The organism is Kineococcus sp. NPDC059986, assembly GCF_040702905.1.
GTDB lineage: Bacteria > Actinomycetota > Actinomycetes > Actinomycetales > Kineococcaceae > Kineococcus.
On record NZ_JBFBND010000009.1, the window covers coordinates 125652 to 151020 of the forward strand.

At 74.5% G+C, this 25369-nt stretch carries 27 protein-coding genes; 16 read left to right on the forward strand and 11 right to left on the reverse strand.

What is annotated here, in order from left to right; translation table 11 throughout:
* The first annotated feature begins 2 nt into the window (after nt 1-2).
* The 4 genes from AB0637_RS09420 to AB0637_RS09435 all read left to right on the forward strand — a co-directional run bounded on the left by AB0637_RS09420 (nt 3) and on the right by AB0637_RS09435 (nt 3324).
* Nucleotides 3-491: a transcriptional repressor gene (locus AB0637_RS09420; RefSeq protein ID WP_366171605.1), complete on the forward strand. Its 489-nt coding sequence runs from the start codon at nt 3-5 to the stop codon at nt 489-491.
* Entirely contained in the window at nt 488-1003 is a 516-nt protein-coding gene (locus AB0637_RS09425) for a DNA starvation/stationary phase protection protein (protein ID WP_366171607.1), read from the forward strand. Before AB0637_RS09420 ends, AB0637_RS09425 begins: the two co-directional genes overlap by 4 nt.
* Nucleotides 1004-1046: 43 nt before the next feature.
* Nucleotides 1047-2402 carry an 8-oxoguanine deaminase gene (locus AB0637_RS09430; protein WP_366171609.1) on the forward strand — a complete coding sequence of 452 codons (1356 nt, stop codon included), beginning with the start codon at nt 1047-1049 and terminating at the stop codon, nt 2400-2402.
* Nucleotides 2403-2472: 70 nt separating this feature from the next.
* A complete protein-coding gene (locus tag AB0637_RS09435; protein ID WP_366171611.1) occupies nt 2473-3324 on the forward strand; it encodes an aldolase/citrate lyase family protein in 852 nt (283 codons plus the stop codon).
* A gap of 56 nt (nt 3325-3380) precedes the next feature.
* Here AB0637_RS09435 and AB0637_RS09440 read toward each other — a convergent pair whose 3' ends face one another.
* The 4 genes from AB0637_RS09440 to pdhA form a co-directional block, all read right to left on the reverse strand.
* A complete protein-coding gene (locus tag AB0637_RS09440) occupies nt 3381-4469 on the reverse strand; it encodes a ScyD/ScyE family protein (RefSeq protein WP_366171613.1) in 1089 nt (362 codons plus the stop codon).
* Nucleotides 4470-4584: 115 nt separating this feature from the next.
* Entirely contained in the window at nt 4585-5874 is a 1290-nt protein-coding gene (locus tag AB0637_RS09445; RefSeq protein WP_366171615.1) for a dihydrolipoamide acetyltransferase family protein, read from the reverse strand.
* 30 nt (nt 5875-5904) lie between these two features.
* Entirely contained in the window at nt 5905-6888 is a 984-nt protein-coding gene (locus AB0637_RS09450) for an alpha-ketoacid dehydrogenase subunit beta (RefSeq protein ID WP_366171617.1), read from the reverse strand.
* Nucleotides 6888-7994 (reverse strand): pyruvate dehydrogenase (acetyl-transferring) E1 component subunit alpha, encoded by a 1107-nt coding sequence (pdhA, locus tag AB0637_RS09455; protein WP_366171681.1) that lies wholly within the window; start codon nt 7992-7994, stop codon nt 6888-6890. The genes AB0637_RS09450 and pdhA overlap by 1 nt, the downstream gene beginning before the upstream one ends.
* 340 nt (nt 7995-8334) lie before the next feature.
* Here pdhA and AB0637_RS09460 point away from each other — a divergent pair, with 340 nt between their 5' ends.
* The gene (locus tag AB0637_RS09460; RefSeq protein ID WP_366171619.1) at nt 8335-9171 is read left to right on the forward strand and encodes an NmrA family NAD(P)-binding protein; all 837 of its coding nucleotides are present in this window, start codon (nt 8335-8337) and stop codon (nt 9169-9171) included.
* 4 nt (nt 9172-9175) lie between these two features.
* Nucleotides 9176-10105 carry an AraC family transcriptional regulator gene (locus tag AB0637_RS09465; RefSeq protein WP_366171621.1) on the forward strand — a complete coding sequence of 310 codons (930 nt, stop codon included), beginning with the start codon at nt 9176-9178 and terminating at the stop codon, nt 10103-10105.
* Here AB0637_RS09465 and hisC read toward each other — a convergent pair.
* Nucleotides 10086-11189, reverse strand: a complete 1104-nt coding sequence (gene hisC / locus AB0637_RS09470) for a histidinol-phosphate transaminase (protein ID WP_366171623.1) — start codon at nt 11187-11189, stop codon at nt 10086-10088. The two genes, AB0637_RS09465 and hisC, sit on opposite strands and share 20 nt — an antisense overlap.
* A gap of 180 nt (nt 11190-11369) precedes the next feature.
* Between hisC and AB0637_RS09475 the strand changes: the two genes are divergently transcribed.
* Nucleotides 11370-11858 carry a flavin reductase family protein gene (locus AB0637_RS09475; protein ID WP_366171683.1) on the forward strand — a complete coding sequence of 163 codons (489 nt, stop codon included), beginning with the start codon at nt 11370-11372 and terminating at the stop codon, nt 11856-11858.
* On the forward strand, nt 11855-12391 hold the full coding sequence (locus AB0637_RS09480; RefSeq protein ID WP_366171625.1) for an NAD(P)H-dependent oxidoreductase: 537 nt from the start codon (nt 11855-11857) through the stop codon (nt 12389-12391). The genes AB0637_RS09475 and AB0637_RS09480 overlap by 4 nt, the downstream gene beginning before the upstream one ends.
* On the opposite strand, the gene AB0637_RS09485 is transcribed toward AB0637_RS09480, so the two are convergent.
* The 4 genes from AB0637_RS09485 to AB0637_RS09500 are packed head-to-tail and all read right to left on the reverse strand — an operon-like array spanning nt 12388 to nt 14814.
* Nucleotides 12388-12762: a type II toxin-antitoxin system VapC family toxin gene (locus AB0637_RS09485; RefSeq protein WP_366171627.1), complete on the reverse strand. Its 375-nt coding sequence runs from the start codon at nt 12760-12762 to the stop codon at nt 12388-12390. The genes AB0637_RS09480 and AB0637_RS09485 overlap by 4 nt on opposite strands.
* Nucleotides 12759-13004 (reverse strand): type II toxin-antitoxin system Phd/YefM family antitoxin, encoded by a 246-nt coding sequence (locus tag AB0637_RS09490; protein ID WP_366171629.1) that lies wholly within the window; start codon nt 13002-13004, stop codon nt 12759-12761. Before AB0637_RS09490 ends, AB0637_RS09485 begins: the two co-directional genes overlap by 4 nt.
* 32 nt (nt 13005-13036) lie before the next feature.
* Entirely contained in the window at nt 13037-14572 is a 1536-nt protein-coding gene (locus AB0637_RS09495; protein WP_366171631.1) for a hypothetical protein, read from the reverse strand.
* Nucleotides 14569-14814, reverse strand: a complete 246-nt coding sequence (locus tag AB0637_RS09500) for a hypothetical protein (RefSeq protein ID WP_366171633.1) — start codon at nt 14812-14814, stop codon at nt 14569-14571. Before AB0637_RS09500 ends, AB0637_RS09495 begins: the two co-directional genes overlap by 4 nt.
* 174 nt (nt 14815-14988) lie before the next feature.
* Between AB0637_RS09500 and AB0637_RS09505 the strand changes: the two genes are divergently transcribed.
* The 8 genes from AB0637_RS09505 (at nt 14989) to AB0637_RS09540 (ending at nt 23253) form a co-directional block, all read left to right on the forward strand.
* Complete coding sequence (locus AB0637_RS09505; RefSeq protein ID WP_366171635.1) at nt 14989-15765, forward strand: fructosamine kinase family protein; 777 nt, start codon at nt 14989-14991, stop codon at nt 15763-15765.
* Nucleotides 15762-16331: a molybdenum cofactor biosysynthesis protein gene (locus AB0637_RS09510; RefSeq protein ID WP_366171637.1), complete on the forward strand. Its 570-nt coding sequence runs from the start codon at nt 15762-15764 to the stop codon at nt 16329-16331. Before AB0637_RS09505 ends, AB0637_RS09510 begins: the two co-directional genes overlap by 4 nt.
* Before the next feature lie 36 nt (nt 16332-16367).
* Nucleotides 16368-16568, forward strand: coding sequence for a DUF2945 domain-containing protein (locus tag AB0637_RS09515; protein ID WP_366171639.1), 201 nt, complete (start codon nt 16368-16370; stop codon nt 16566-16568).
* 61 nt (nt 16569-16629) lie between these two features.
* A complete protein-coding gene (gene purB, locus AB0637_RS09520; RefSeq protein WP_366171641.1) occupies nt 16630-18039 on the forward strand; it encodes an adenylosuccinate lyase in 1410 nt (469 codons plus the stop codon).
* 3 nt (nt 18040-18042) lie between these two features.
* Nucleotides 18043-19071, forward strand: a complete 1029-nt coding sequence (locus AB0637_RS09525) for a zinc-binding dehydrogenase (RefSeq protein WP_366171643.1) — start codon at nt 18043-18045, stop codon at nt 19069-19071.
* A 93-nt stretch (nt 19072-19164) separates the two neighbouring features.
* A complete protein-coding gene (locus tag AB0637_RS09530; RefSeq protein ID WP_366171645.1) occupies nt 19165-20628 on the forward strand; it encodes an aldehyde dehydrogenase family protein in 1464 nt (487 codons plus the stop codon).
* A 92-nt stretch (nt 20629-20720) separates the two neighbouring features.
* A complete protein-coding gene (locus AB0637_RS09535) occupies nt 20721-22604 on the forward strand; it encodes a cation:proton antiporter (RefSeq protein WP_366171647.1) in 1884 nt (627 codons plus the stop codon).
* 28 nt (nt 22605-22632) lie between these two features.
* Nucleotides 22633-23253, forward strand: a complete 621-nt coding sequence (locus tag AB0637_RS09540; protein WP_366171649.1) for a hypothetical protein — start codon at nt 22633-22635, stop codon at nt 23251-23253.
* On the opposite strand, the gene cls is transcribed toward AB0637_RS09540, so the two are convergent.
* Nucleotides 23234-24706: a cardiolipin synthase gene (gene cls, locus AB0637_RS09545; protein WP_366171651.1), complete on the reverse strand. Its 1473-nt coding sequence runs from the start codon at nt 24704-24706 to the stop codon at nt 23234-23236. The two genes, AB0637_RS09540 and cls, sit on opposite strands and share 20 nt — an antisense overlap.
* A 12-nt stretch (nt 24707-24718) precedes the next feature.
* Nucleotides 24719-25369, reverse strand: coding sequence for a VOC family protein (locus tag AB0637_RS09550; protein WP_366171653.1), 651 nt, complete (start codon nt 25367-25369; stop codon nt 24719-24721).

Below are 25369 nucleotides of genomic sequence, written 5' to 3' on the forward strand. Positions count from 1 at the left end.
TCATGACCTCGACCGACCGGACCTCCCCCGAGGAGGTGCTGCACGACGTGGGACTGCGCAGCACCGCCCCGCGGCGGACGGTCCTGGAAGTCGTGGCCGACCACCCGCACGTGACCGCCGCGGGACTGGCCGAACTGCTCGGGACGGCGGGTCACCGCATGTCCCGGCAGAGCCTCTACAACGTGCTCGAGGACCTCACCCGGACGGGCCTCCTGCGCAGCATCCAGCCGACGGGTTCGGCACCCCGGTACGAGACGGCGGTGGCGGGCGACCACCACCACCTCGTGTGCCGCGGGTGCGGGACCGTCGTCGACGTCCCGTGCGCCGTCGGGACGAGCCCCTGCCTGACCCCCGCGCAGGCACCGGGTTTCCCGGTGCTCGACCGCGCCGAAGTCACCTGGTGGGGGTTGTGCACCGACTGCAGCGCCCCGTCCGGAACCAGCCCAGCCACAGCACCCCACCCAGCATCCGACTCATGGAGGACACCGTGACCACGATCGACGACATCACCACCGCCGGCCTGACCCAGACCGCCGTCGCCGGCTTCGACGCCAGCTCGCGCCTGAACTCGGGTCTGCAGGAGGTCCTCGTCGACCTCACCGCGCTGCACCTGCAGGGCAAGCAGGCCCACTGGAACATCGTCGGGGCGAACTTCCGCGACCTGCACCTGCAGCTCGACGCCCTCATCGACGACGCCCGCACCTACGCCGACGACGCCGCCGAGCGCATGCGCGCCGTCGGCGGTGTCCCCGACGCCCGCCCGGCGACCGTCGCGGCGAGCACGACGATCGGCGACTTCGGCGCCGAGGAGATCGACACCAAGGCCGCCGTCGAGGCGATCGTCGCGATGACCCGCCGCACCGTCGACACCATCCGCCGCGTGCACGACCCGATCGACGCCGAGGACCCCTCGACCGCCGACCTGCTGCACGGCTTCGTCCTCGGCCTGGAGAAGCACGCCTGGCTGATCGGTGCGGAGAACCGCGCGCCTCGTCGTCGCTGACGAACCCGCACCACCCGCGGCCCCGGTCGGGCAGGATCAGCGCATGCCGACCCTGCTGATCACCGGGGCCGCCGTGGCCACCGTCGACCCCTCCGGTACCGAGCACCGGAGGGGTTTCGTCGTCGTGGACGACGGCGTCGTCACCGCCGTCGGCGCCGGCGACCCACCCGAGGGCGCCACGGCCGACCGTGTCGTCGACGGCCGCGGGCACCTGCTGACGCCGGGGTTCGTCAACACCCACCACCACCTCTACCAGTGGGCCACCCGCGGTTTCGCCGTCGACGCCGGCCTCTTCGAGTGGCTCACGACGCTGTACCCGGTGTGGGCGCGGCTCGACGCGACCGACGTCGAGGCCGCCGCCCGGGCGGGTCTGGCGCGGCTCGCGCTCACGGGCTGCACGACGACGACCGACCACCACTACCTGCACCCGCGGGGCGGCGGCGACCAGCTGGCCGCGACCGTCGAGGCCGCGCGCACGGTGGGCCTGCGCTTCGCCCCCACCCGCGGCTCGATGGACCTCGGCGCCTCCGCGGGCGGACTGCCGCCGGACTCGGTCGTCGAGACGGTCGACGCGGTCCTGGCCGCGACGGCCGACGCCGTCACCCGCTTCCACGACCCCTCCCCCGGGTCGATGGTCCGCATCGGCGCCGCGCCCTGCTCGCCGTTCTCCGTCTCGCCCGACCTGCTGCGGCAGACCGCCGCGCAGGCCGCCGAGCTCGGCATCCGCCGGCACACCCACCTCGCCGAGACCGACGACGAGGAGGAGTTCTGCGCGCGCACCTTCGGCCGCCGGCCCGTCGAGGTGCTCGAGGACCTCGGCTGGCTCGGCCCCGACGTGTGGCTCGCGCACTGCGTCCACCTGTCCGACTCCGACATCGCGACCCTGGCCCGCACCGGGACGTCGGTGGCGCACTGCCCCAGCTCGAACGCGCGCCTCGGCGCGGGCATCGCCCGCACCCGCGACCTCCTCGCGGCCGGCGTCCCGGTCGGGCTCGGCGTCGACGGCGCCGCCTCCAGCGAACAGGGCAGCCTCGCCGACGAGCTGCGGCAGATGCTCTACGTCGCCCGCGCCGTCGGCGGGGCCGGCGCCGTCTCCGCCCGCGACGCGCTGCGCGCCGCGACCGCCGGCGGGGCGCACTGCCTGGGCCGGGCCGACGAGATCGGCTCGATCGAGGTCGGCAAGCGGGCCGACCTCGCGCTGTGGGACCTCACCGGTCTGGGCCACGCCGACCTCGACGACCCGGTCGTCGCGCTCGTCGTCGGACCGACCCCGCCGCTGGCCCTGTCGACCGTCGAGGGCCGGGTCGTCGTGGAGGACGGGCAGCTGCGCACCACCGACGTGGACCGGGCGGTGGCCGACCTCGTCGCGACGCGCGGACGGGTGCTGGCCCGGGAGTGATGCACGACTCCCCGGCCGGACCGGGTCCTGGGACCGGAGCACCCACCCGGCGGCGCTACGGTCGGGTGCCATGACCGCAGAACCCGCCGAACGCCAGGTGCACATCGTCGAGCCCAAGTACGCGCGGACGTGGCTGCTCGTGAACGCGACCCGCACGGACCTCTTCGACGTGGCCGCGCGCTCGCGGGCCGACCAGGTCGTGCTCGACATCGAGGACGCGGTGGACCCCAGCCGCAAGGACTCCGCCCGCGCCGATTCCATCGAGTGGCTCGCCGCCGGCGGCCAGGCGTTCGTCCGCATCAACGACGTCACGACCCCGCACTGGCGCGACGACGTCGACGCGCTCAAGGGCGTCCCGAACCTGCTGGGCGTCATGCTCGCCAAGACGGAGGCCGGTGAGCAGGTCGAGGCGACGTGGCACGCGCTCGGCGGGTCCGTCCCCGTCGTCGCGCTGTGCGAGTCGGCGCTCGGCATCGAGGCCGCCCGCGAGATCGCGTGCGCCAAGGGCACCTTCCGGCTCGCGTTCGGTTCCGGTGACTACCGCCGCGACACCGGCGCCAGCGCCGAGGACATGGCGATGGCCTACCCCCGCACCAAGCTCGTCGTGGCCAGCGCCATCGGCAAGCTGCCCGGCCCGATCGACGGCCCGACCACGGGTGGTGGTCACCCCGCGCTGCGCGAGGCCTCCGGCGTCGGCGTCGCGATGGGCATGATGGGCAAGCTGTGCCTGGACGCCGAGCAGGCCTACGTGATCAACGAGGTCATGAGCCCGAACGTCTCCGACGCCACGTGGGCGCGCGACTTCATCGCCGACTTCGAGCGTTCCGGCGGCGTCGTCCGCGACGGGTCGGACCTGCCGCGCCTGGGCCGCGCCCGCCGCATCCAGGAACTCGCCGACGCCTACGGCATCCGGCCGCTCTGACGTGACGGTGACGTGACGGGGGCGGGTCCGACCGGACCCGCCCCCCGCACCACTCGTCAGTCCAGCGGCTCGAACGCCCCGGCGTCGACGCGGACGACCTGGCCGAGCCCGGGCTGACCCAGGATCGACCCCGCCACGCTGAACGCGGTGGAGTACAGGTGGCCCTGGGCGAACCGCAGCCCCAGCGGCATCGTCACCTGCGCCGCCGAGCGGTCCCCGTCCGGCGCGACCGCGACGATCCGGCCGACCGTCGTCGGGTCGAAGCCCGTCGGCGGCGGACCCTCACCGGCCGGGGCACCATCGAGGAGTTCGGAGACGTAGAGGGTCCCGTCGTCGCCGACGGCCACCCCCGTCGGAGCGGTGAACCCGCTCGTCACGTCGAGGACCTTCCCGTCGCGCGGGTCGAGTTCGTAGACCCGGCCCTCGTCGGGCGCCTCGCCCGACAACGTCGAGACGTACAGGTGACCGTCCGGTCCCCACGCCAACCCGGTCGGCACCGGGTCGCACCCGGTGTGCTGCGGGTCGTTGTTCGGGGCGCCCTCGCACGCCCCGGTCGTGACGACCGGCGGTACGAAGAACGTGCTGACCTTCCCCGACGGGCTGACGGCCAGGACGTCGTTCGCTCCGGCGTCGGCGACGAACACGCGCTGGTCCGACCCCTTGCCCGCGAGCACCGCGAAGGGGTTGCTCAACGCGTCGAGCGGGGCTCCGTCCGGGCCGAACTGGGTCTGCCCGTCCGGGTTGTTCGCGAGCTCGTAGGCCATGAGGTCCGCCAGCACGCGACGGGGTTCTCCACGCCGGGACGACCACAGGGTCGACCCCCCGGTGGTGCCGGGGCCCTGCGCCTCCCCCGTGACGACGTACAACGTCCCCGCCCGCCGGTCGACGCCGGCCGGGGCGGCGAAGTCGGCGAGCCGGACGGTGGGTCTGCCGCCCGGGACGAAACCGCTGATCTCGCCGGCCGAACTCTCGGCGACGTAGAACTTGCCGCCCTCGGCCGCGAGGCCGAAGGGGTCGTCGAGCCCCTGCGCGACGACCGTGACGGGCCCGCCCGGCGGTGCCGCGGCGTGGGCGGGGGCGGCCACGACGGCCGTGGTCGTGGTGGCGGCGAGGACGAGTGCTGCGGTGCGGAGCCGGTGCGCCATGGCGTTCTCCTCCGAACAGGGAAACCTCAGCGTTCCCCGAGGCGCCGCACAGTAGTCCCGCGGCGACCGGGTCGGAAGTCCCCCGGACGGTGGTTGCGCCACCACGCTCGGTCGGTCAGCTCCAGGTGAGAGCGCGCGCCGGGTCCTCGAGCACGGCCGCGATGTCGGCCAGGGCCCGCGACCCGCTCTCCCCGTCCAGCATGCGGTGGTCGAACGACAGGCTGAGCTGGGCGAGGTACCGGGGCTTGATCTTGCCCTTGTGCACCCACGGCCGCTGGGAGATCTTGCCGACCGCGAGGATCGCCGCCTCACCGGGGTTGAGGATCGGGGTCCCGGTGTCGATCCCGAACGTCCCCACGTTCGTGATGGTGATCGTGCCCTCGGCCAGGTCTCGGGGTTTCGCCTTCCCCTCCCGCGCCGTCGCGGTCAGCTCCCCGAGCTGGACGGCGAGGTCCTTCAGCGTCAGGTCGTCGGCGTCCTTGACGTTCGGGACGAGCAGCCCGCGCGGGGTCGCCACGGCGATGCCGAGGTTGACGTAGTTCTTCACGACGATGACCTGGTTGGCCTCGTCCCACGTCGCGTTGATGTCGGGGTTGCGCTTGCAGGCGACGATGAGCGCCTTCGCCACGAGCAGCAGCGGCGAGACGCGGACACCCGCGTACTCGGGGTCGGTCTTGAGGCGCTGCACCAGTTTCATGGTGCGCGTCGCGTCGACGGTCGTGAACACCGTGACGTGCGGGGCGGAGAACGCGCTCTCGACCATGGCCGCGGCCGTCGCCTTGCGGACCCCGCGGATCGGGACGTGCCGCTCCCGCTCGTGGTCGACGAACCGGCGCTCGGGTTCGGCGGGCGGGGCGGGCACGAGGGCGAGGACGTCGGCGCGGCTGACCGTGCCCCCCGGACCCGTGGGCGTCGCCGCGGTGAGGTCGACCCCGAGGTCGCGGGCGAGCTTGCGGACCGGGGGTTTGGCCAGGACGTGCACCTCGGCGGGGGTGGTCGCCGCGACCGGCGCGGGGGCCGTTGCCGGGGCGGGTGCTGCCCCGCGGCGGCGACGGGGCGCGCTGTCCTTCGTGCCGTACCCGACGAGCGTCGCGCCGGACCCGCTGTCGGCCGGAGGCTCCGCGGGCTCGGGGGCCGTGGGTTCGGCGGTGGCGGGTTGCGCCGGCGAACCGTCGCTGACGACGACGATGTCGGCACCGACCTCGACGGTGTCCCCCTCGGCCACGAGGAGTTCGGCCACCGTCCCGGCCCACGGGCTGGGCAGTTCGACGAGCGACTTCGCCGTCTCGATCTCGACGAGGACGTCGTTCACGGCGACGGTGTCACCGGGTTTGACCTTCCAGGAGACGATCTCGGCCTCGGTGAGGCCTTCACCGACGTCGGGCAGGGCGAACCGCTGGTTCAACGGAGTCCTTCGGGGTGTGGGGAGGGTTTCTCAGGCGGCCAGCGACTGCTCGACGGCGTCCAGGACGCGGTCGAGCGACGGCAGGTAGTGCTCCTCGACCCGGGCGGCCGGGTACGGCAGGTGCCACCCGCCGACGCGCTTGACGGGAGCCTCCAGGGAGTAGAAGCACGACTCCTGGATCCGGGCGGCGAGCTCGGCCATCGGTCCGTGGAACGTCGGGGCCTCGGAGACGGTGACGAGGCGCCCGGTGCGGCGCACCGACTCCGCGACCGTCTGCACGTCGAGCGGGGAGATCGACCGCAGGTCGACGACCTCGAGCTCGGTGCCCTCCTGAGCGGCGGTCTCGGCGGCGTCGAGGGCGAGCTTGGTCGTCGGCCCGTAGGCGACGAGGGTCGCGTCCGTGCCCGGCCGCAGGACGCGGGCCTTGTGCAGCGGCGTCACCTGGCCCGGCGCGAGCTCGGTGTCGACCTCGCCCTTCTGCCAGTAGCGGCGCTCGGGTTCGAGGAACAGCACCGGGTCGGCCGAGGCGATGGCCTGCTGGATCATCCAGTAGGCGTCGTGGGGCGAACTCGGGGCGACGACGCGCAGCCCGGCGGTGTGGGCGAAGAGGACCTCGGGGCTCTCGGAGTGGTGCTCGACCGACCCGATGCCACCGCCGCTGGGGATGCGCAGCACGACGGGCACGGACAGCCGCCCGCGCGAGCGCGCCCGCAGCTTGGCCAGCTGCGTCGTGATCTGGTTGAAGGCCGGGTACACGAACCCGTTGAACTGGATCTCGCAGACGGGCCGGAACCCGCGCAGCGCCATCCCGATCGCCGTGCCGACGATGCCGGCCTCCGCGAGGGGGGTGTCGACGACGCGGTCCTCGCCGAAGTCCTTCTGCAGACCGTCGGTGACGCGGAAGACCCCGCCGAGGGCGCCGATGTCCTCGCCCATGAGCAGCACCCGCGGGTCGCGGTCCATCGCCGCGCGCAGGCCGGCGTTGATCGCGCGGCCGATCGCCATGGTCTCCATCAGGCGTCCCCTCCGTGAGGTCCAGCGTGCAGATCGGCGTCGTGCTGCTCCCACGCGGCGAGGAACTCGTCGCGCTCGGCGGTGACCTGGGGGTGGGGTTCGGCGTAGGCGTGCTCGAACATCGAGACCGGATCGGGGTCCTGCATCGCCGAGACCCCCTCCCGCAACCGCACGGCGAGCGCCTCGCTCTCGGCCGCGAGCTCCGCCTCGAACTCCTCGTCGAGCAGACCCTCGGCGGTCAGGTACGTGCGCAGCCGGTCGATCGGGTCCTTCTCGCGCCAGGCGTCGACCTCGGCGGCGAGCCGGTAGCGCGTCGGGTCGTCGGACGTGGTGTGCGCGCCCATGCGGAAGGTGAACGATTCGACGAAGGTCGGACCGCCGCCGGCCCGGGCCCGGTCCAGCGCGCTGCGGACGACCGACAGGACGGCCAGGACGTCGTTGCCGTCGACGAGGACACCGGGCATCCCGGCACCCTCGGCCCGGCGGTGCAGCGGCACCGGGGACTGGCGGGACACCGGCTCGGAGATGGCCCACTGGTTGTTCTGGCAGAAGAAGACGACGGGTGCGTTGAAGACGGCCGCCCAGTTGAGGGCTTCGGCCGCCTCGCCCTGGGAGGTCGCCCCGTCGCCGAAGAAGGCGACGACCGCGGTGTCGCGGTCGGGGTCGCCCGTGCCGACGGCACCGTCGCGCTGCACGCCCATGCCGTACCCGACGGCGGGCAGCATCTGCGCGGCGATGACGAGCGTGTAGGGGTGCACGTTCATCTCGACCGGGTCCCAGCCGCCGTGGTCGATGCCGCGGAAGATGCTGAGGATGTGCAGCGGGTCGACCCCGCGGGCCAGCAGCGCGCCGTGGTCGCGGTAGCTGGGGAAGAGCTGGTCCTGGCGGCGGGCCGCGCGGCCGGCACCGACCTGGGAGGCCTCCTGGCCGCGGCTGCCGGCCCACAGGCCGAGCTGGCCCTTGCGCTGCAGCGCCTCGGCCTCGCTGTCGAAGCGGCGCATGAGGACCATCTCGCGGTAGAGCCCGCGCAGCTCCTCGGGCGTCAGGTCCAGGTCGTGCTCGGGGTCGTGGTGGCGCACCCCGTGCTCGTCGAGGAGCTGGACCATCCCGGGCTGCCGGGTGGTCGGGTGCTGCTCGTCGGCCCGTGCCGGGCCGTCCGCGTGGGCCCGTACCGGGCCGACCGCCGTGTCGGTCACGTGCGTTCCTCCGTGGGTCGTCGGGTGCGGGCGCTCTGACGATCGTCGCCAACCTACGGTTCCGTAGGCGACGCGAGCGTACGTTACGCAACCGTAGGTTGGGAACCGCCACGCGGGGGGATCCGCCGTCGACGGCCGGACGCGCATGCCCTCGGGTCGGCGGGACATGGTCCCGGCGGGTGTGGGCGGGTGGACTGGCACCACAGCCGAGGGGCACAGACACCCCACCGCGGACCACCTGGAGGACATCGTGATCGTCGTCATCGGAGGAACCGGCAAGACCGGCCGGCGCGTGGCGCAGCGCCTGGCCGAACGCGGGGAGCAGGTCCGGGCCGTGTCCCGCTCCACGTCCCCCCGCTTCGACTGGGACGACGCGGGCACGTGGGAGGCCGCCCTCGCGGGTGCCGACGCGGCCTACGTCACGTACCACCCCGACCTCGCCTTCCCCGGCGTCCCCGAACTCATCGCCCGGTTCTCGGCCACCGCCCGCGCCGCGGGCGTGCGCAAGGCCGTCCTCCTCTCCGGCCGCGGCGAGGAGGGGGCCCTGGCCAGTGAGCGTGCGCTGCAGGAGTCCGGGCTCGCCTGGACCGTCGTGCGCTGCAACTGGTTCGACCAGAACTTCTCCGAGAGCTTCTTCCTCGGGCCCGTGCTGGCCGGCGTCCTGTCGATCCCCGCGGGCGAGGCCCGCGAACCCTTCGTGGACGCCGACGACATCGCCGACGTCGCGACGGCGGCGCTGCTGGACGCCCGCCACGACGGCGAGGTGTACGAACTGTCCGGCCCGCGCCTGCTGAGCTTCACCGAGGTCGCGCACGAGCTGTCCGCGGCGACGGGCCGCGAGGTCCGGTACGCCCCCGTGAGCCACCGGGACTACGTCACCGAGCTCGAGCGCGAGGGACTGCCGGCCGAGTTCGCCGACCTCTTCGCGCTGGTCCTCGACGGCCGCAACGCCTCGGTCACCGACGGCGTCCAGCGCGCCCTCGGCCGCCCGCCGCGCGACTTCACCGACTACGCCCGCCGCGCGGCGGCCACGGGGGTCTGGACCCCGGCACCCGCCGACCGGCCGGTCGCGACCTCGCTACGGTGAGCGGGTGGACGCGTGGCTGGGCGCCGTCGACGGCCCCCGCGCCCGCGACGCCTTCCTCCTGCAGGTGGTGATGTCCCCGCCGTGGTCGGTGCACGTCGCCGACGAGGCCCCGCTCACCGTCGTGGCCGTCCTCGACGGCGGGGCCTGCGCCACGACCGCCACCGGCGTCCACGCGCTGGCCCGGGGTGACGTGCTGCTCGTGCGGGACACGGCGCCCTACGTCCTGGCCGACGACCCGGCCACGACCACCGGCGCCGTCGTGGGTCCCGGTCAGCGGTGCGCCGGACCCGACGGCCACGACCTGTCGGAGCGCTGGGACGCGGGTGTCCGGTCGTGGGGCAACGACCCGTCCGGACCGGACCGCCTGCTCGTGGGCACCTACGCGGGGCGCGGACACGTCGGGCGCCTCCTGCTCGAGGCGCTGCCCGCAGCCCTCGTCGTGCGCGGACCCGACCCGGCCCTGCTGGGCCTGCTCGCCCGCGAGGTGACCGTCGAGGCCCCCGCCCAGCCGCTCGTCCTCGACCGGCTGCTCGACCTCCTGCTGCTGGCGTCGTTGCGGGCGTGGGAGGCGGGGGAGGCCGGGGTCGGGCACGTGGTCCTGGACCCCGTCGTCCGGGAGGCGCTGCGGCTGCTGCGGAGCGCCCCCGAGGCTCCGTGGACGCTCGACGTGCTCGCCCGCCGGACCGGGTCGTCCCGGTCCGCGCTCACCCAGCGCTTCGCGGCCGCGACGGGCACGTCCCCCATGGCCTACCTCACCGACTGGCGGCTGGCCCTGGCCGCGGACCTCCTCGCCGACCCGCGCCTCACGCTCGCGGCCGTCGCCGGACGTGTCGGGTACGCCTCCCCCTTCAGCCTGTCGGCCGCCTTCAAGCGGCGGTACGGCGTCAGCCCGGCCCGCTACCGGCAGCAGCCGGTCAGGACCGCCCGGCCCTGAGCGCGCCGGCGACCTCGAGGAAGCGCGCGCCGCCCGCCTCCTCGGCGACCGTCACGCGCACCCCGGCGCCGGCGAAGGCCCGCACGACGAGGCCCTCCGCGGCGAACGCCTCCGCGAGCGCGACGGCGTCGTCCCCGACCGGCAGCCAGAGGAAGTTGCCCTGCGCGTCGGGGACGTCCCAGCCCTGGGCGCGGAGCCCGTCGACGAGCACGCGGCGCTGCGCGACGAGCGCGCGGACGCGCTCCATCAACTCCGCCTCGGCGGCCGTCTGGAGGGAGGCGACGACCGCGGCCTGCGCGATGGCCGAGACGCCGAACGGGGTCGAGGCCTTGCGCAGCGTCCCCGCGACCTCGGGGTGCGCCACGGCGACCCCGGCACGCAGACCGGCCAGGCCGTACGCCTTGGAGAACGTGCGCAGGACGACGACGTTCGGGTGGTCCCGGAAGACGTCGATCCCGTCGGGCACGTCGGGGTCGTCGACGAACTCGCGGTAGGCCTCGTCGAGCACGACGAGGACGTCACCGGGCACCTGCGCCAGGAACCCGGTCAGCTCGTCGCGGCGCAGCGCCGGACCCGTCGGGTTGTTCGGGGAGCACAGGACGACGAGGCGCGTCCGCTCGGTGATCGCGGCGAGCATGGCGGGCAGGTCGTGGCGGGCGTCGGCCGTGAGCGGCACCTCGACGGGGACGGCGTCGGAGATCGCGGCGGTGATCGGGTACGCCTCGAAGGACCGCCAGGCGTAGACGACCTCGTCGCCGGGGGCGCAGGTGATCTCGGCCAGCTGGGCCAGCAACCGGACGCTGCCCGTGGCCGCGGCGAGGTTCTCGGGCTCGACGCCCCACTTCTGCGCGATGGTCGCGACCATCTGCGTCGCCATCGGGTCGGGGTAGCGGTTGACCGTGGCCGCGGCCCGCGTGATCGCCGTCAGGACGCTGGGCAGGGGCGGGTACGGGTTCTCGTTCGAGGACAGCTTGAAGACCTCCAGACCCTCACGGGCCACGGCCGGCTTCCCCGCGACGTACGCCGGGACCTTGGCCATGTTCGCCCGCAGCCGCGGGGCCAGGGGGGTGCTGGGAGTCGTCATGCGCGCCAGCGTACGGACCCGTGCGCTGCGACATCCGTCACGTCCCCGGAAGGCGCGACGGGGGTGTGCGGTTGACTCTGACGCCACTGACTCCGACGCCCCGTCCCGTCCGCTGGAGGCCCGACCGTGTCCGAACTCCCCACCGCCGCACCCGACCTGGTGGCCGTCGACGCCGATCCCATGGCGCTGCGCACCACCTTCGCCCTCTTCCCCACCGGCGTCGCGGCCCTGTCCGCGGTGGTCGACTCCGGCGAGGGCCCCGAACCCGTCGTCCTCGTCGCCTCCTCCTTCCAGGTGGGCATCTCCCTCGACCCGCCGCTGGTGCTGTTCGCCGTCCAGCACACCTCCACCAGCTGGCCCAAGCTCAAGACCGCCCCGCGCATCGGCGTCTCCGTCCTCGGTGAGGCCCACGACCTCGCCGCCCGGCAGCTGGCGAGCAAGGCCGCCGACCGCTTCGCCGGCATCCAGACGACGACCACCGACAGCGGCGCCCACTTCATCCACGGCGCCCCCGTCTGGATCGAGGCCTCGATCCACTCGCAGTTCCCCGCCGGGGACCACGACGTCGTCCTCCTGCAGGTCCACGCCGCCGGGACCGCCCCGGACACCGAACCCCTCGTGTGGCACTCCTCGGGGTTCCGCACCCTCACCCCCAAGGCCGACGCGTGACCGCACTCCGCACCGTCGTCGTCGTCGGCAACCCCAAACCCGCCTCCAGGACGCTGACCGCCGCCGTCACCGCCGCCGAACTCCTCGCCCAAGGCCCCGTCGACCACGTCCTGGACGTCACCACCCTGGGCCCCGGACTCCTCGGCTGGGGCGACCCCACCGTCCAGCAAGCCGTCACCGACGTCGCCACCGCCGACCTCCTCGTCGTCGCCTCCCCCACCTACAAAGCCACCTACACCGGACTGCTCAAACTCTTCCTCGACCAGTTCGCCGGCGGCGAAGGCCTGCGCGGCGTCACCGCCGTCCCCCTCATGCTCGGCGCCGCCCCCACCCACGCCCTGGCCCCCGACCTGACCCTCAAACCCGTCCTGGCCGAACTCGGCGCCGCCTGCCCCGCCCCCGGGCTCTACCTCATCGACAAGGACGCCGAGGCGAACGGCGCCGACACCCCCGCCCTGGCGGCGTACGTCGAACGCTGGGGCGCCACGGTGCGCGCGACGGCGAGCGCTGGCCGCGAGACCCGGTCGGCCTAGGCGAACAGCCGGACGTCGTAGGCGCCGAACCGGTGGTCGACCGTGAGCAGGGTGAGGTCACGCCGGACGGCCTGGGCGATGAGCATCCGGTCGAAGGGGTCGGCGTGGTGGCGCGGGAGGGCTCCCGCGACGAGAGCGTCCTCCGCGGTGACCGGGAGCTCGGTCAACCGTTGCTCCCGGACGTGCTCCCACCACCGGTCCGGCAGGGTCAGCTTGCCCACCGCGCTCTTGATCGACGCCTCCCACGCGGAGGCCGTCGAGACGTGCACCTCGACGTCCGCGTCCCGGACCGCGGCACGCATGCGGTCCGGGAGTCGCTCGTCGTCGGTGAGCCACCACAGCAGGACGTGGGTGTCGAGGAGGAGGCTCACGACGGTTCGAGGTCGTCGTAGAACCCGGCGACGACGTCCGCGGGGGTCTCGTCGAAGTCGTCGGCGATGACCACCTGTCCCTTCAACGTTCCCGGGACCCGCGCCACCCGCGCGGCGACGGGCACCAGGCGGGCGACCGGCTTGCCCGCCCGCGCGATGACCACGTCCTCGCCCCGCTCGACCGCTTCGAGGAGACGCGACAGGTGCGTCTTGGCCTCGTGCACGTTCACCGTCCGGGTCACCGGACCAAGTTTAGCTAAGTCCACCGAGCTGCTCACGGGACACGCTCCGCCGTGAAGTCGAAGGCCTCCACGCGCGCGCCGGGGGCGTCGAAGAACGCGCTGCCGCTCTCCCGGAAGTCGCGCACGGCGGGGTCCCCCGAGGCGTCGGCGACCGCCGCCGTCTCCAGGTACTGCGACCAGCCGTGGGCGGCCACGGGGTCCTCCCGCACCTCCCGGTCGTCGGAGACGTCCCGCCGCACGACCGTCCGGTCCGGGGACCCCTGCGCGTCGCTGCCGTCGAGGGCGGGGACGAGGTCGCCGGTGTGCTCCAGGGAGAGCGTGCGGACCCCCGGGGCCGCGGGCAGGCCGTCCGTGGGCGACCCCGCCGTCAGCACGTGCGTGACGTGGAACTCCGCGACGACGTCGGGGTCGGCGGCCATCGCGGCGGCGGTCAGACCGCCCTGGCTGTGGCCGGCCAGCAGCACGGGTTCGTCCGGCCGCACCCCCGCCTGCCGCAGGGCGTCGACGACGGCGGTCCCGGTCGCCGTGGGCTCCCCCGCGACGGCGCGCAGGTTCGTCGTGAGGTCCATCGGGGTGCGGGTGCTGCCCGGCAGCGGCGTCCAGTCCTGGGTGCCGGGGACCTCGACGATCCAGGCGACCCGACCGTCGGCCTGCGTGACGCGTTCGAGGCGGAGACCACCGGGTGCGGGTTGGCCGGCCGGGGCGAGCCGCCCACCCACCGACCCCGCTGAGGCCGTGTAGCCCGTGGACTGGTGCGCGACCCCGTCCAGGACCTCGGCCAGCCCGCGGGGCGGGCGGGCGGGGACGGCCCGGGGCACATTTTGGGGTGCGACGCGGACCGCGGTCTCGCGGAACAGCGGGGTCACCGCGCCGGCGGAGGTCAGGAGCCCGGCGACGTCGGCCACGTCGTGCACGCCCGGGACGCCCGCCGCGCTCGCGACGTACGGGGTCGTCGCGGCCAGTTCGCGGACGACGTCCGGGTGCGCCGCCAGCAGGGTCCCCGCACCGCGCAGGTCGCCCAGGACGCGGTCGTCGACCGCGCCGACCTCCTCGGCCGCCGTGGCCGCCAGCGCCCCGAGGTCGACGTCCCCCTCGACGGCCTGCGCGACGGCCGCGACGAGCACGCGGAGCTCGACCTCCCGCAGCCGGAGGAGGACGTCGGCCGCGACGAGCGTCCCGGCCACCCCGGCCAGCACGGGGGCGGCCCGCACGACAGCCCCCGCCACCGTCCGCCGCGCCAGGGCCACGACGGCGTCGGCGGCCTCGTCACCCACCCGGTAGCGCAGGGACGCGACCTCGAGCCGTCCCGCCAGGGCGAGCACCTGCGCGGCGACCGCGGGAGCCGAGGCCCCGCCGGCGACGATCCGGCCGAGATCACCGGCCACCCGGGCCGCCGTCGCCGGGGCCAGCGGCGCGCTGAGGGGCAGGACGGGGTCGGCGGCCGTCCGGACGGCGGCGGCCCCCACCCCGGCCACGGTCGCGGCCACCCCCGCCAGCTGCGCCGCGACCGCGTCGAGCTGGTCGGGGTCCACCGCCAGCCCGACGTCGACGGTGATCGCGCCGCTCACGCCGGGCCGGCCATCGCCGCGGCGTGGGCCCGCAGGCTGCCCGCGGCCTCCTCGACCGTCCGCGCCAGCCGGTCGACCTGCTGCCCCGTGCGCCCGAGCTCGGCGCGGAACCGGGCCGCCGCCAGTCCGCTCCAGGCCACGTCCGCGGACGCGAGCAGGTGACGCTGCACCGAGCGGACGTCCTCGGCCTCCGCGGCGAGGCGGCGGGCCAGGGTGTCGACGTGGGCCTGACCGGGATCCATGTTCAGCTCCTGCCGTGACGGGACACGTCGTGGTCGACGCCGGGCGACCGTAGGTCGCACGGGGCGGAGCCGGCCGGGCCGATGGACCGGGCTGTGGACCGGCGGGAGTCGTGAGGCCCTGTGGAGACCGCGGCGTCGTCTGCGCGCCGTCGTCCCCAGGGCGAGGATGGCGCCGTGAGCGAGACCTTCCTCAAACGCCACGACCACCCGGGACCGCGGGACGCGGAGGCGGCGGGCCTGCGCTGGCTGGCCGCGACGGACGGTGCGGCGGTGTGCCCGGTCCTCGCCGTCCGGGACGACGGCCTCCTGCTGCAGCGCATCGAGGAGGTCCCGCCGACCGCGCAGGCCGCGGAGGCGTTCGGGCGCGACCTCGTCCGCACCCACACCGCCGGGGCGGACCGCTTCGGCGCCCCGCCGCCCGGTGTCGACGGCGACACCTGGATCGCCGCCCTGGTGCTGCCCGGCACGACGACCACCGCGACGACGGGCCCCACGACGTGGTCCACGTTCTACGCCGAGCTGCGCGTGCGGCCCTACCTGCGCGCCGCGCGGGACGCGGGGCACCTGTCCGCCGCCGACGCGGCCGTCGTCGAGGCCGTGTGCGACCGTCTCGTCGCCGGGGACCTGCCCGGTGGACCGTCCGCGCCGGCCCGCCTGCACGGGGACCTGTGGTCGGGCAACGTGCTCTGGTCCCGGGACGGTGCGGTGCTCGTCGACCCCGCTGCGCACGGCGGCCACCCCGAGACGGACCTGGCGATGCTCGCGCTGTTCGGGCTCCCGCACCTGGACCGGGTGCTCGCCGCCTACACCGAGGCCGCGGCCACACCACCCGGCTGGCGGCGGCGCGTCCCGCTGCACCAGCTGCACCCGCTGCTCGTGCACACCGTCCTCTTCGGCGGTGGGTACGCCGGGCAGGCGGTCCGCGCCGCGCGCGAGACGCTGGCCCTGTGACGCACCACGAGTACCCGGTCGAGGTCGTGCACCTCCTCGTCTCCCCCGAGCACGCCTACTTCGGCCGGCCCCGTGAGGGCGCCGCCGACGTCCCCACGCACACGCCCGACGTCGTGGAGGTCGTGGCCGGCAAAGGCCTGCGCGGGGACCGGTTCTTCGGCAAGGCCGCGCACATGGACGCGGCCGTCACGTTCCTGGCCCTCGAGGCGTGGGAGGCCGTGGCCCGCGACCTGGAGCTGCCCGCCGTCCCGGACCCGTTGCTGGCCCGGCGCAACGTCGTCGTCCGCGGGGTCGAGCTGGACCCGTTGCGCGGCCACGACTTCGACGTGGTGACGTCCGCCGGCTCGGTGACGTTCCACGGCGGCCGGCCGGCGAACCCGTGCGCCTGGATGGACCGCGTCGCGGCGCCGGGGGCGCACCGGGCGCTGCGCGGGCGGGGCGGTCTGCGGTGCACCCCGGTGACGGACGGCCGGATCGCGCTGGGGGCGGGCGTGCTCCGCTCGCCGGTCCCGCTCGACCCCGCGCGGGCGGGCGAACCCGTGCTGCGCCGGCACCCGCTCCCCTGACGTGCGGGACCCCGGGACCGACCCGACGCTGGACCCATGGTGAAGAAGGGCGATCACGTCGAGTGGAACACCCCGCAGGGCACGACCGAGGGGACGGTCACGGAGAAGAAGACCGACGACTTCGAGCTGTACGGGAAGGAGCGGAAGGCGTCGAAGGACGACCCGCAGCTCGTCGTCGAGAGCGAGAAGTCCGGCAAGAAGGCCGCGCACAAGGAGTCCTCGGTCGAGAAGGCCTGACGCGCTCGGCCCGACGCACGGCGCACGGGAGCGGTGGTGACGGCGTGGGACCATGTGGCCCGTGACCGACGAGCTGGACGCCGCCACCACCCTCACCCCCGCCGACCTGGGCGACCCCGCGCTGGGCCCCCTCGACGGGCGGTACCGCCGTTCCGTCGCGCCCCTGGCCGCGCACCTGTCGGAGGCCGCGCTGAACCGCCGGCGCATCCACGTCGAGGTCGAGTGGCTGGTGTTCCTCGGCACGCACGACGTCGTCCCCGGCGTCCGCCGCCTCACCGCCGACGAGACCGCGTTCCTGCGAGAGCTGCCCCTGCGGTTCGACGCCGCGGCCGTCGCGGAACTCGGTGAGATCGAGCGCGTCACGGTGCACGACGTCAAGGCCGTCGAGTACTGGATCAAGCGGCGCCTCGAGGGCACCTCGATGGCGGACGTCGCCGAACTCACCCACCTGTTCTGCACGAGCGAGGACGTCAACAACCTCTCGTACGCGCTCATGGTGCGTGACGCCGTGCAGCAGGTGTGGCTGCCCGCCGCCACGAGCCTGGTGGACGACGTGGTGACCATGGCGCACGACCTGCGCGACGTGCCGATGCTCTCGCGCACGCACGGCCAGCCCGCGACCCCGACGACCCTGGGCAAGGAACTCGCCGTCCTCGCCCACCGGATGCGCCGCCAGCTCCGGCGCGTCGCGGCCGCGGAGTTCCTCGGCAAGTTCAACGGCGCCACCGGGACCTACGCCGCGCACCGCGCGGCCGTCCCGACGACGGACTGGCCCGCCGTCTCCCGCGAGTTCGTCACGGGCCTCGGCCTCACCTGGAACCCGCTGACGACGCAGATCGAGTCGCACGACTGGCAGGCCGAGCTGTACGCCGACGTCTCGCGCTTCGGCCGGGTGCTGCACAACCTGTGCACCGACGTCTGGACGTACATCTCCTACGGGTTCTTCGCCCAGGTCCGAGGCCAGGGCACCGTCGGGTCGTCCACCATGCCGCACAAGGTGAACCCCATCCGCTTCGAGAACGCCGAGGCGAACCTCGAGGTCTCCGGCGGGTTGTTCCGGGTGCTGGAGGAGACGCTGACGACGTCGCGGATGCAGCGCGACCTCACCGACTCCTCGATGCAGCGCAACATCGGTGTCGCGTTCGGGCACTCGCTGCTGGCGATCGAGAACGCCCAGCGCGGGCTCGCCGGCCTCGACGCCGTCCCCGCGAACCTCGCGGCCGACCTGGACCAGAACTGGGAGGTCCTCGGCGAGGCCGTCCAGTCCGTCATGCGCGTCCACGGGCTGCCCGAACCCTACGAGCGCCTCAAGGAACTCACGCGCGGCCGCAAGGTCGACCAGGCCAAGCTGCAGGAGTTCGTCGCCGGGCTCGGTCTGCCCGACGGTGAGGCGGCGCGGTTGTCGCTGCTGACGCCGGCCGACTACACGGGCGACGCGTCCGCGCTGGTGTCCGTCCTCGACGAGGACTGAGGAGTGCGCGCCGTCCTGGTCGAGCAGTTCGGTGCGCCCGCGCGACTGGCCGACGTCGAGGACCCCACGCCGGCCCCGCACGGGGTCGTCGTGGCGGTCGAGGCGACCGGGGTGTGCCGCAGCGACTGGCACGCCTGGCAGGGCCACGACGACGACGTCGTCCTGCCGCACGTGCCGGGGCACGAGCTCGCCGGGACGGTCGCGGCCGTCGGCGCGGACGTGCGGAACTGGCACGTCGGCGACCGTGTGACGACGCCGTTCGTCACCGCGTGCGGGACGTGCCCGGAGTGCGCCGCGGGGGCGCAGCAGGTCTGCCGCGCGCAGACCCAGCCGGGGTTCACCGGGTGGGGTTCCTTCGCCGAGCTCGTCGCGCTCGACCACGCCGACGTCAACCTCGTGGCGCTGCCCGAGGGGTTCTCCGCGTCGTCGGCGGCCGCGCTCGGCTGCCGGGTGGCGACGGCGTTCCGCGCCGTCACCGACGTGGGGGCCGTGCGCGCCGGGGAGTTCGTCGCCGTCCACGGCGCCGGCGGGGTCGGCCTGTCGGCCGTGGCCGTCGCGGCGGCGGCCGGTGCGCGCGTCGTCGCCGTCGACCCCTCCCCCGCCGCCCGGGAGCTCGCGCTCACGTTCGGGGCGGAGCACGCCGTCGCGGCCGAAGGCGCGGTCGAGGCGGTCCGCGAGCTCACCGGCGGCGGCGCCCACGTCTCCCTCGACGCCGTCGGGCTGCCCGCCACGTGCGAGGGGTCGGTCCGGTCCCTGCGCCGGCGCGGGCGGCACGTCCAGGTCGGGTTGCTGCCGGCCGCCGCCGGGAGGCCGTCGGTGCCGATGGACCTCGTCATCGCCGGGGAGCTGCAGGTGCTCGGCAGCCACGGCATGGCGGCCCACGACTACCCGCGCCTCTTGGCGCTCGTGGCGTTGGGACGCTTCCCGCTCGCCGAGCTCGTGACCCGGGAACTGCTGCTCGAGGCCGGACCCCGCGCCCTGGCCGAGGTCGGCGCCGCGACGACCGCCGGGATCACCGTCCTGCGACCCTGACGGGGCCGGGGCTTCCGACAGGCGGAACCGGCCGTCCGCCCGTCGGGACCGTCAGGCACGATGGGAGCGCCCCGCACCTGTCGAGGAGGACACGTGACTCTGCTGGACCCGCAGGACTTCGCCGGCCGCATCCACGTCGACGGGGCCTGGGTCCCCGGTGGCGGCGGCACGACCCCCAGCGTCGAACCCGCCACCGGCGCGACGCTCGTCGACGTCGGCCTGGCCGACGAGGCCGACGTCGCCCGTGCCGCCGAGGGTGCCGCCACCGCGCAGCGCGCCTGGGCCGCGACCCCGCACCCCGCCCGCGCCGCGGTGCTGCGCCGGGCCGGGCAGCTCTGGGAGGAGCACGCCGAGGAGATCGCCGGCTGGAACGTGCGAGAGGTGGGGGCCGTCCCACCGCTGGCCGGTTTCGCCCTGCACGTGACGGCCGCGGAGTGCTACGAGGCGGCGGCCCTGCCGTCGGCGACGCTGGGCTCGGTGCTGTCGAGCGAGGAACCGCGGCTCTCGTTCGCCCAGCGCGTGCCGGTCGGTGTCGTGGGCGTCATCTCGCCGTTCAACGTGCCCCTCATCCTCGGCATCCGCGCCGTCGCGCCCGCGCTGGCCCTCGGCAACGCGGTGCTGCTCAAACCCGACCCCCGCACGGTCGTCACGGGCGGCGTCACGATGGTCCGCATCTTCGAGGAGGCGGGTCTGCCGCCGGGGCTGCTGCAGCTCGTGCCCGGCGGCGGTGACGTCGGCCAGGCCCTCGTCACCGAACCGCGCGTGCGCGTCATCGCCTTCACCGGCTCCACCCGCGCGGGTCGCAGCGTCGGTGAGCTGGCCGGCAAGCACCTCAAGCGCGCCCACCTCGAGCTCGGCGGGAACTCCGCCTTCCTCGTCCGGCACGACGCCGACGTCGACGAGGCCGTGAACCTCGCGACGTGGGGCTCGTTCCTGCACCAGGGGCAGATCTGCATGACCGTGGGCCGCCACCTCGTGCACGAGTCGCTCTACGCGTCCTACGTCGACAAGCTCACCGCCAAGGCCGAGTCGATGCACGTCGGCGACCCCGCGGCGGGTCAGGTCCACCTCGGCCCGCTCATCGACGAGACGCAGCGCGACCGGGTGCACGGCCTCGTCGAGGACGCCGTCGCCAAGGGCGCCGAACTGCGCGCCGGGGGGACGTACGAGGGGCTGTTCTACCGGCCGACGGTGCTGGCGAACCCGCCGCGGGACGCCGCCGCCTACTGCGACGAGGTGTTCGGCCCGGTCGCCTCCGTCGTCCCCTTCCGCGACGACGACGAGGCCGTCCAGCTCGCCACCGACACCGAGTACGGCCTGTCGCTGGGGATCGTGACGGCCGACGCGATGGCCGGGTACGAGCTCGCGCAGCGCATCCCGACCGGCATCGTGCACATCAACGACCAGACCGTGAACGACGAGGCGAACGCGCCGTTCGGCGGCGTCGGGTCGTCGGGGACGGGCTCGCGGCACGGCGGGGTCGAGGCCAACGTCGAGGCCTTCACCGAGACGCGCTGGATCACGGTGCGCCGCCGGCCGGGGTCCTACCCCTTCTGAGGCCGTGACCCCCGGGACGCCCACGTCGACCGGGACGTGGGTGTCCCGGGACCCGGTCCCACCGCGGTCCGCCGCGCCGTAGTCTCCCCGCCGTGGAGATCGCGATCGCGCTGGTGGCGCTGACCGTCGGGGTGTGCGTCGTGGCGGCGGTGTCCGACCGCTTCGGCTGGCCGACACCGCTGGTCCTCGTCGTGGTGGGCGCGGTCGTCGCCCTCGTCCCGGGGGTCCCGTCCTTCACCCTCGGCCCCGAACTCGTCCTCAACGGGCTGCTCCCCCCGCTGCTGTACGCCGCGACGGCGTCCACGTCCCTCGTCGACTTCCGGCGCAACAAGACCGCCACGCTGCTCCTGTCGGTCGTCCTCGTCGTGTTCACGACGCTCGCCGTCGGGTGGGCGACGGCGTGGCTGCTGCCGGGGGTGGCGCTCGCGGCGTGCATGGCCCTCGGCGCGGTCGTCGCCCCGCCGGACGCGGTCGCCGCCACCGCCATCGGGCGGCGCCTCGGACTCCCCCGCCGCGTCGCGACGATGCTGGAGGAGGAGAGCCTGCTCAACGACGCCTCCGCCCTCATCGCCCTCGCCGCGGCCACCTCCGCCCTCACGACGGAGCTGTCGCCGTGGCACATCGGCGGGGAGTTCCTCCTCGCCGTCGTCGGGGCCGTCCTCATCGGCGGGGTCGTGGCGGCCGTCCTCGCCGTCGTCCGGCGCCGCATCGAGAACCCCGTCCTCGACACGGCGCTGTCGTTCGTCGCGCCCTACCTGGCGTTCCTGCCCGCCGAGGCCGTCCACGTCTCCGGGGTCCTCGCGGTGGTCGTCACGGGGCTGGCGATGGCCCACGTCTCCCCGAAGGTCCAGACGGCGGCCTCGCGGGTGGCCGAGACGCTGAACTGGCGGACCGTGGCGTTCCTCCTGGAGAACGCCGTGTTCCTGCTCATCGGGCTGCAGTTCCCGCTGCTGCTGGCCGGGGCCGCCGAGAGCGGGTACTCCGGCGGACGCGTGCTGGCCGTCTGCCTGGGCGTCCTGGTCGCCACGATCGCGGCCCGGTTCGTCTTCGTCTTCGCGGCCTCGGGGTTCTTCCACGCCGTGCCGGGGTTGCGGGCGCGCGCCTGGTCCCCGGGGGTGTCCCTGCTGCTGTCCTGGGCCGGGATGCGCGGCGTCGTCACCCTCGCCGCCGCCCAGCTCATCCCCGAGGGCGTGCCCGGCCGGGACGTGCTGCTCCTGGCCGCGTTCACGACCGTCGTCGGGACGCTGCTCGTGCAGGGGCTGACCCTGCCGACGGTGGTGCGCCGGCTCGCCATCCCCGGCCCCGACCCCGCGCAGGACGCGTTGGCGGCCGCCGCCCTCGGGGACGCGGCGGCCGCGGCGGGCTTGCGGCGGCTGGACGACCTGCTCACCGGTGACGAACCGAAGCACCTCGTCGTGCAGCTGCGCGGCCGCTCGAAGTCCCGCTCGCACGCCGCCTGGGAACGGCTGGGTCGTCCCCTCTCCGACGTCATGACGCCGTCGGTCCTCTACTCCAAGCTGCGGCTGGAGATGCTCGCGGCCGAACGCACCGTCGTCGTCGAGGCCCGCGACCGCGGCACCGCCAGCCCGGAGGTCCTGCAGCGGGCGCTCGCGGACGTCGACTTCGAGGAGGCCCTGCTCGACCGGCTGGAGGACCTCGAACCGCTGGCGGCCGACCGCGCCCTGGCCCCCCGCAAGGCCGGTGACGGCTGCGACCACCTGCGCGTCTCGGTCGGCCGGGACGAGGCGACGGAGCGCTGGGGTGTCCCACCCACGGCGTGCGCCGAGTGCGTCGCCGAGGGCAAGGCGTGGGTCCACCTGCGGACCTGCCTGCACTGCGGCTACACGGGGTGCTGCGACTCCTCCGAACTCCGGCACGCCCGCGCCCACTTCACCGCGACGGCGCACCCGACGATGGTCAGCGCCGAACCCGGTGAGGCGTGGCGCTGGTGCTGGGTGGACTCCCGGCTCGGCTGAACCCCCGCGCCGGAACCAGACTGGGGTGGTGCCCCTCCTCTACGCCGACCTCCCCGCCCGCCGGACCCGGCAGGTGCTGGCCGACGTCGGCTGCCTGCTGGTCGTCGTCGCCTCGGTGCTCGCGGGGCGTGCGGTCCACGCGGCCGTGGCGGGGGTGGCCGGCCCGGCGGGCCGGTTCGAGGACGGGACGGCGGCGCTGGCCGAGGGGCTGCGCTCGAGCGGTGGTCCGCTCGCACGGGCACCCCTCGTCGGCGACGACGTGGCGCGGTTGTTGGACCGCTCCGCCGACAGCGCCGCGTCGCTGGCCCGGGCGGCGGGTGAGCAGCGCGACGCCGTCCTGCACCTCGCCACCGTCCTCGGCGCGGTGACGGTGCTGCTCCCCGTCCTGCTGGTCCTCGGCGTCCGCGGGGTCCAGCGGGTGCGGTGGGCGGCCCGCGCGCAGGACGGGCGCCGGCTCGCCGGGACCGCCGCCGGGGAGCGTGTGCTCGCGCTGCGGGCGTTGCAGCGCAGGCCGGGTCGCGTCCTGCTCGCGGTGGACCCCGATCCGGCCTCCGCCTGGCTCGCCGGGGACACGGCGGTCGTGCGGTCGCTGGCGGACCTGGAACTCGCGGCGCTGGGGGTGCGCCGGGTCACTGCAGCGCGGACGTGAGCCGCGAGACGTTCTCCTTGATGACCTGCGTCCGCGAGCGCGCCAGCCACTGCTCCAGCGTCAGCTCGGTGCACTTGGCGCGGTACTCGTCCTCGACGCGGCGCAGGTCGTCGGCGAACTCCCGCCCGCAGACCATGAGGGTGAGTTCGAGGTCGAGCAGGAACGAGCGCATGTCCATGTTCGAGGAGCCGATGACGGCGATCTCCTCGTCGACCGTCATGTGCTTGGCGTGCAGCACGTACGGCGCGGGGTAGCGGAAGATCCGCACGCCGGCGCGCAGCAGGTTCTCGTAGTAGGAGCACTCGGCGTAGTGCACGAGGGCCTGGTCGCCGAGCTCGGAGACGAACAGCTCGACGTCGACACCGCGTTCGGCCGCCGTCGTGATGGCCGAGAGCATCGACTCGTCCGGGACGAAGTACGGGCTCGTGATGGAGATCCGGCGCTGCGCGGAGTAGAAGAGCGCGTTGAACAGCTTGAGGTTGTTCTCGCCGTCGAACCCCGGACCGCTCGGCACGACCTGGCACTCCAGCCGTCCGGGCGACCCCACGGGCGACACCTCCGGCCGCTCGGACTGCAGCAGCTCGTCGGTCTCGGAGTACCAGTCGGTGATGAACATGGCCTCGACCCCGGACACGACGGGTCCCTCGAGGCGGACCATGAGGTCCTGCCACTGCAGGCCGCGCTTGAGGTTGCCGCGCTTGTTGTAGCTGCGGTCCAGCACGTTCTGCGAGCCCAGCCAGGCGACGTCCCCGTCGACCACGAGGAGCTTGCGGTGGTTGCGCAGGTCGGGGCGCTGGTACTTCAGCTTGTGCAGCTGAACGGGCAGCATGGGGTGCCACTCGACGCCGATGTCGTCGAGGAACCGGATGGTGCGCCGGTACCCGGGGTAGCGCAGGGACCCCATGTGGTCCAGCAGGAGCCGGACCTTCACCCCGCGCTCGACCGCCCGTTCCATGGCCGTGAAGAACGGTTCGCTCGTCGGGTCCTTGGTCATGATGTAGAACTCGACGTGCACGTACTCCCGGGCGCCGTCGATGCTGCGGGCCATGGCGCGGATCGCCTCGTCGTACTCCCCGCACAGCACCGCCGAGTTCCCCCCGACGAGCGGCATCGACCCGAGGTTGCGGTTCAGCTCCACGATCCCCCGCAGCCACGGCGGCCAGGGGTGCTCGGTGGAGACGAGGTCCATGCCCTTGGTGGAGTCGAGGATCAGCTGGTTGATCTCGCGCTGCTTGCGGCGGCGGGCGCGCGGCAACTTGGGGTTGCCGATGAGCAGGAACGCGACGACCCCGACGTAGGGGACGAAGAAGATGGTCAGCAGCCAGGCCAGCGCGGAGCTCGGGCGCCGGTTGACCGGGACGACGGCGATGGCCGTGACGCGGATGACGAGGTCGACGACGAGCAGCGCGATGGCCGACGCCGTCAGCGAGGGGAGCCAGTCGGGCCAGTCCATCCGGGTGGGCGCTCAGATCTCGACGGTGCCGCGGGTGGTCTCGAACCTCACCGAGCGCAGACCCGTCGCGCGGGGGGTGCCGACGACGTCGAGCCAGGTGAACTCGACGTGGTCGGAGGAGAACTCCGGCGACAGTCCGAGCCAGTTGCGGACGCGCGAACGCTGCCCGGCGATGGTCAGCCCCACGAGCCGGGTGCCGCCGGCGAGCGACAGCGCCGACGGGTGCTGGGTGCTGGGGCCGTCCCACTCGATGAGGAGGGGCAGCTGGGGTTCGGTGTTGAGGGCGGGAGCCCCGATCTGCCGCCAGCGCAGCTCGACACCGTCGGGGCGTCGGCGGACGCCCTCCTCGATGTCCTCGCCCAGGCGGTCGCGGTAGCTCTCGATGTCGTCGACCAGGACGCTCCAGGCGAACCAGCCGCCACCGGCCTCCGTGCGCTCGCGGACCGCGCGACCGAAGAGCGCCTTGTCCGCGACGGGGTGGTCGAGCACCTCGACGACCTCGACGTACGTGCCCCCGGACAGCGGGAGGACGACGTTCCGGGTGCCGAAGCGGGGGTGGGGACCGCCGTCGACGACGCGCACACCGAGCTGCGCCGCCAGCGACCGGGCGGTCTCGGCCAGACCCTCCGGTCCGGCGGCGAAGCCGACGTGGTCCACGCGCAT

Bases quoted from the DNA above. Each gene is read 5' to 3' on its own strand.
- hisC (WP_366171623.1), bottom strand. From the start codon at position 11,189: ATGACGACTCCCAGCACCCCCCTGGCCCCGCGGCTGCGGGCGAACATG.
- AB0637_RS09440 (WP_366171613.1), bottom strand. From the start codon at position 4,469: ATGGCGCACCGGCTCCGCACCGCAGCACTCGTCCTCGCCGCCACCACG.
- AB0637_RS09430 (WP_366171609.1), top strand. From the start codon at position 1,047: ATGCCGACCCTGCTGATCACCGGGGCCGCCGTGGCCACCGTCGACCCC.
- pdhA (WP_366171681.1), bottom strand. From the start codon at position 7,994: ATGGTCCAGCTCCTCGACGAGCACGGGGTGCGCCACCACGACCCCGAG.
- AB0637_RS09515 (WP_366171639.1), top strand. From the start codon at position 16,368: ATGGTGAAGAAGGGCGATCACGTCGAGTGGAACACCCCGCAGGGCACG.
- AB0637_RS09500 (WP_366171633.1), bottom strand. From the start codon at position 14,814: ATGGATCCCGGTCAGGCCCACGTCGACACCCTGGCCCGCCGCCTCGCC.
- AB0637_RS09550 (WP_366171653.1), bottom strand. From the start codon at position 25,369: ATGCGCGTGGACCACGTCGGCTTCGCCGCCGGACCGGAGGGTCTGGCC.
- cls (WP_366171651.1), bottom strand. From the start codon at position 24,706: ATGGACTGGCCCGACTGGCTCCCCTCGCTGACGGCGTCGGCCATCGCG.
- AB0637_RS09435 (WP_366171611.1), top strand. From the start codon at position 2,473: ATGACCGCAGAACCCGCCGAACGCCAGGTGCACATCGTCGAGCCCAAG.
- AB0637_RS09420 (WP_366171605.1), top strand. From the start codon at position 3: ATGACCTCGACCGACCGGACCTCCCCCGAGGAGGTGCTGCACGACGTG.
- AB0637_RS09475 (WP_366171683.1), top strand. From the start codon at position 11,370: ATGGCGCTGCGCACCACCTTCGCCCTCTTCCCCACCGGCGTCGCGGCC.
- AB0637_RS09450 (WP_366171617.1), bottom strand. From the start codon at position 6,888: ATGGAGACCATGGCGATCGGCCGCGCGATCAACGCCGGCCTGCGCGCG.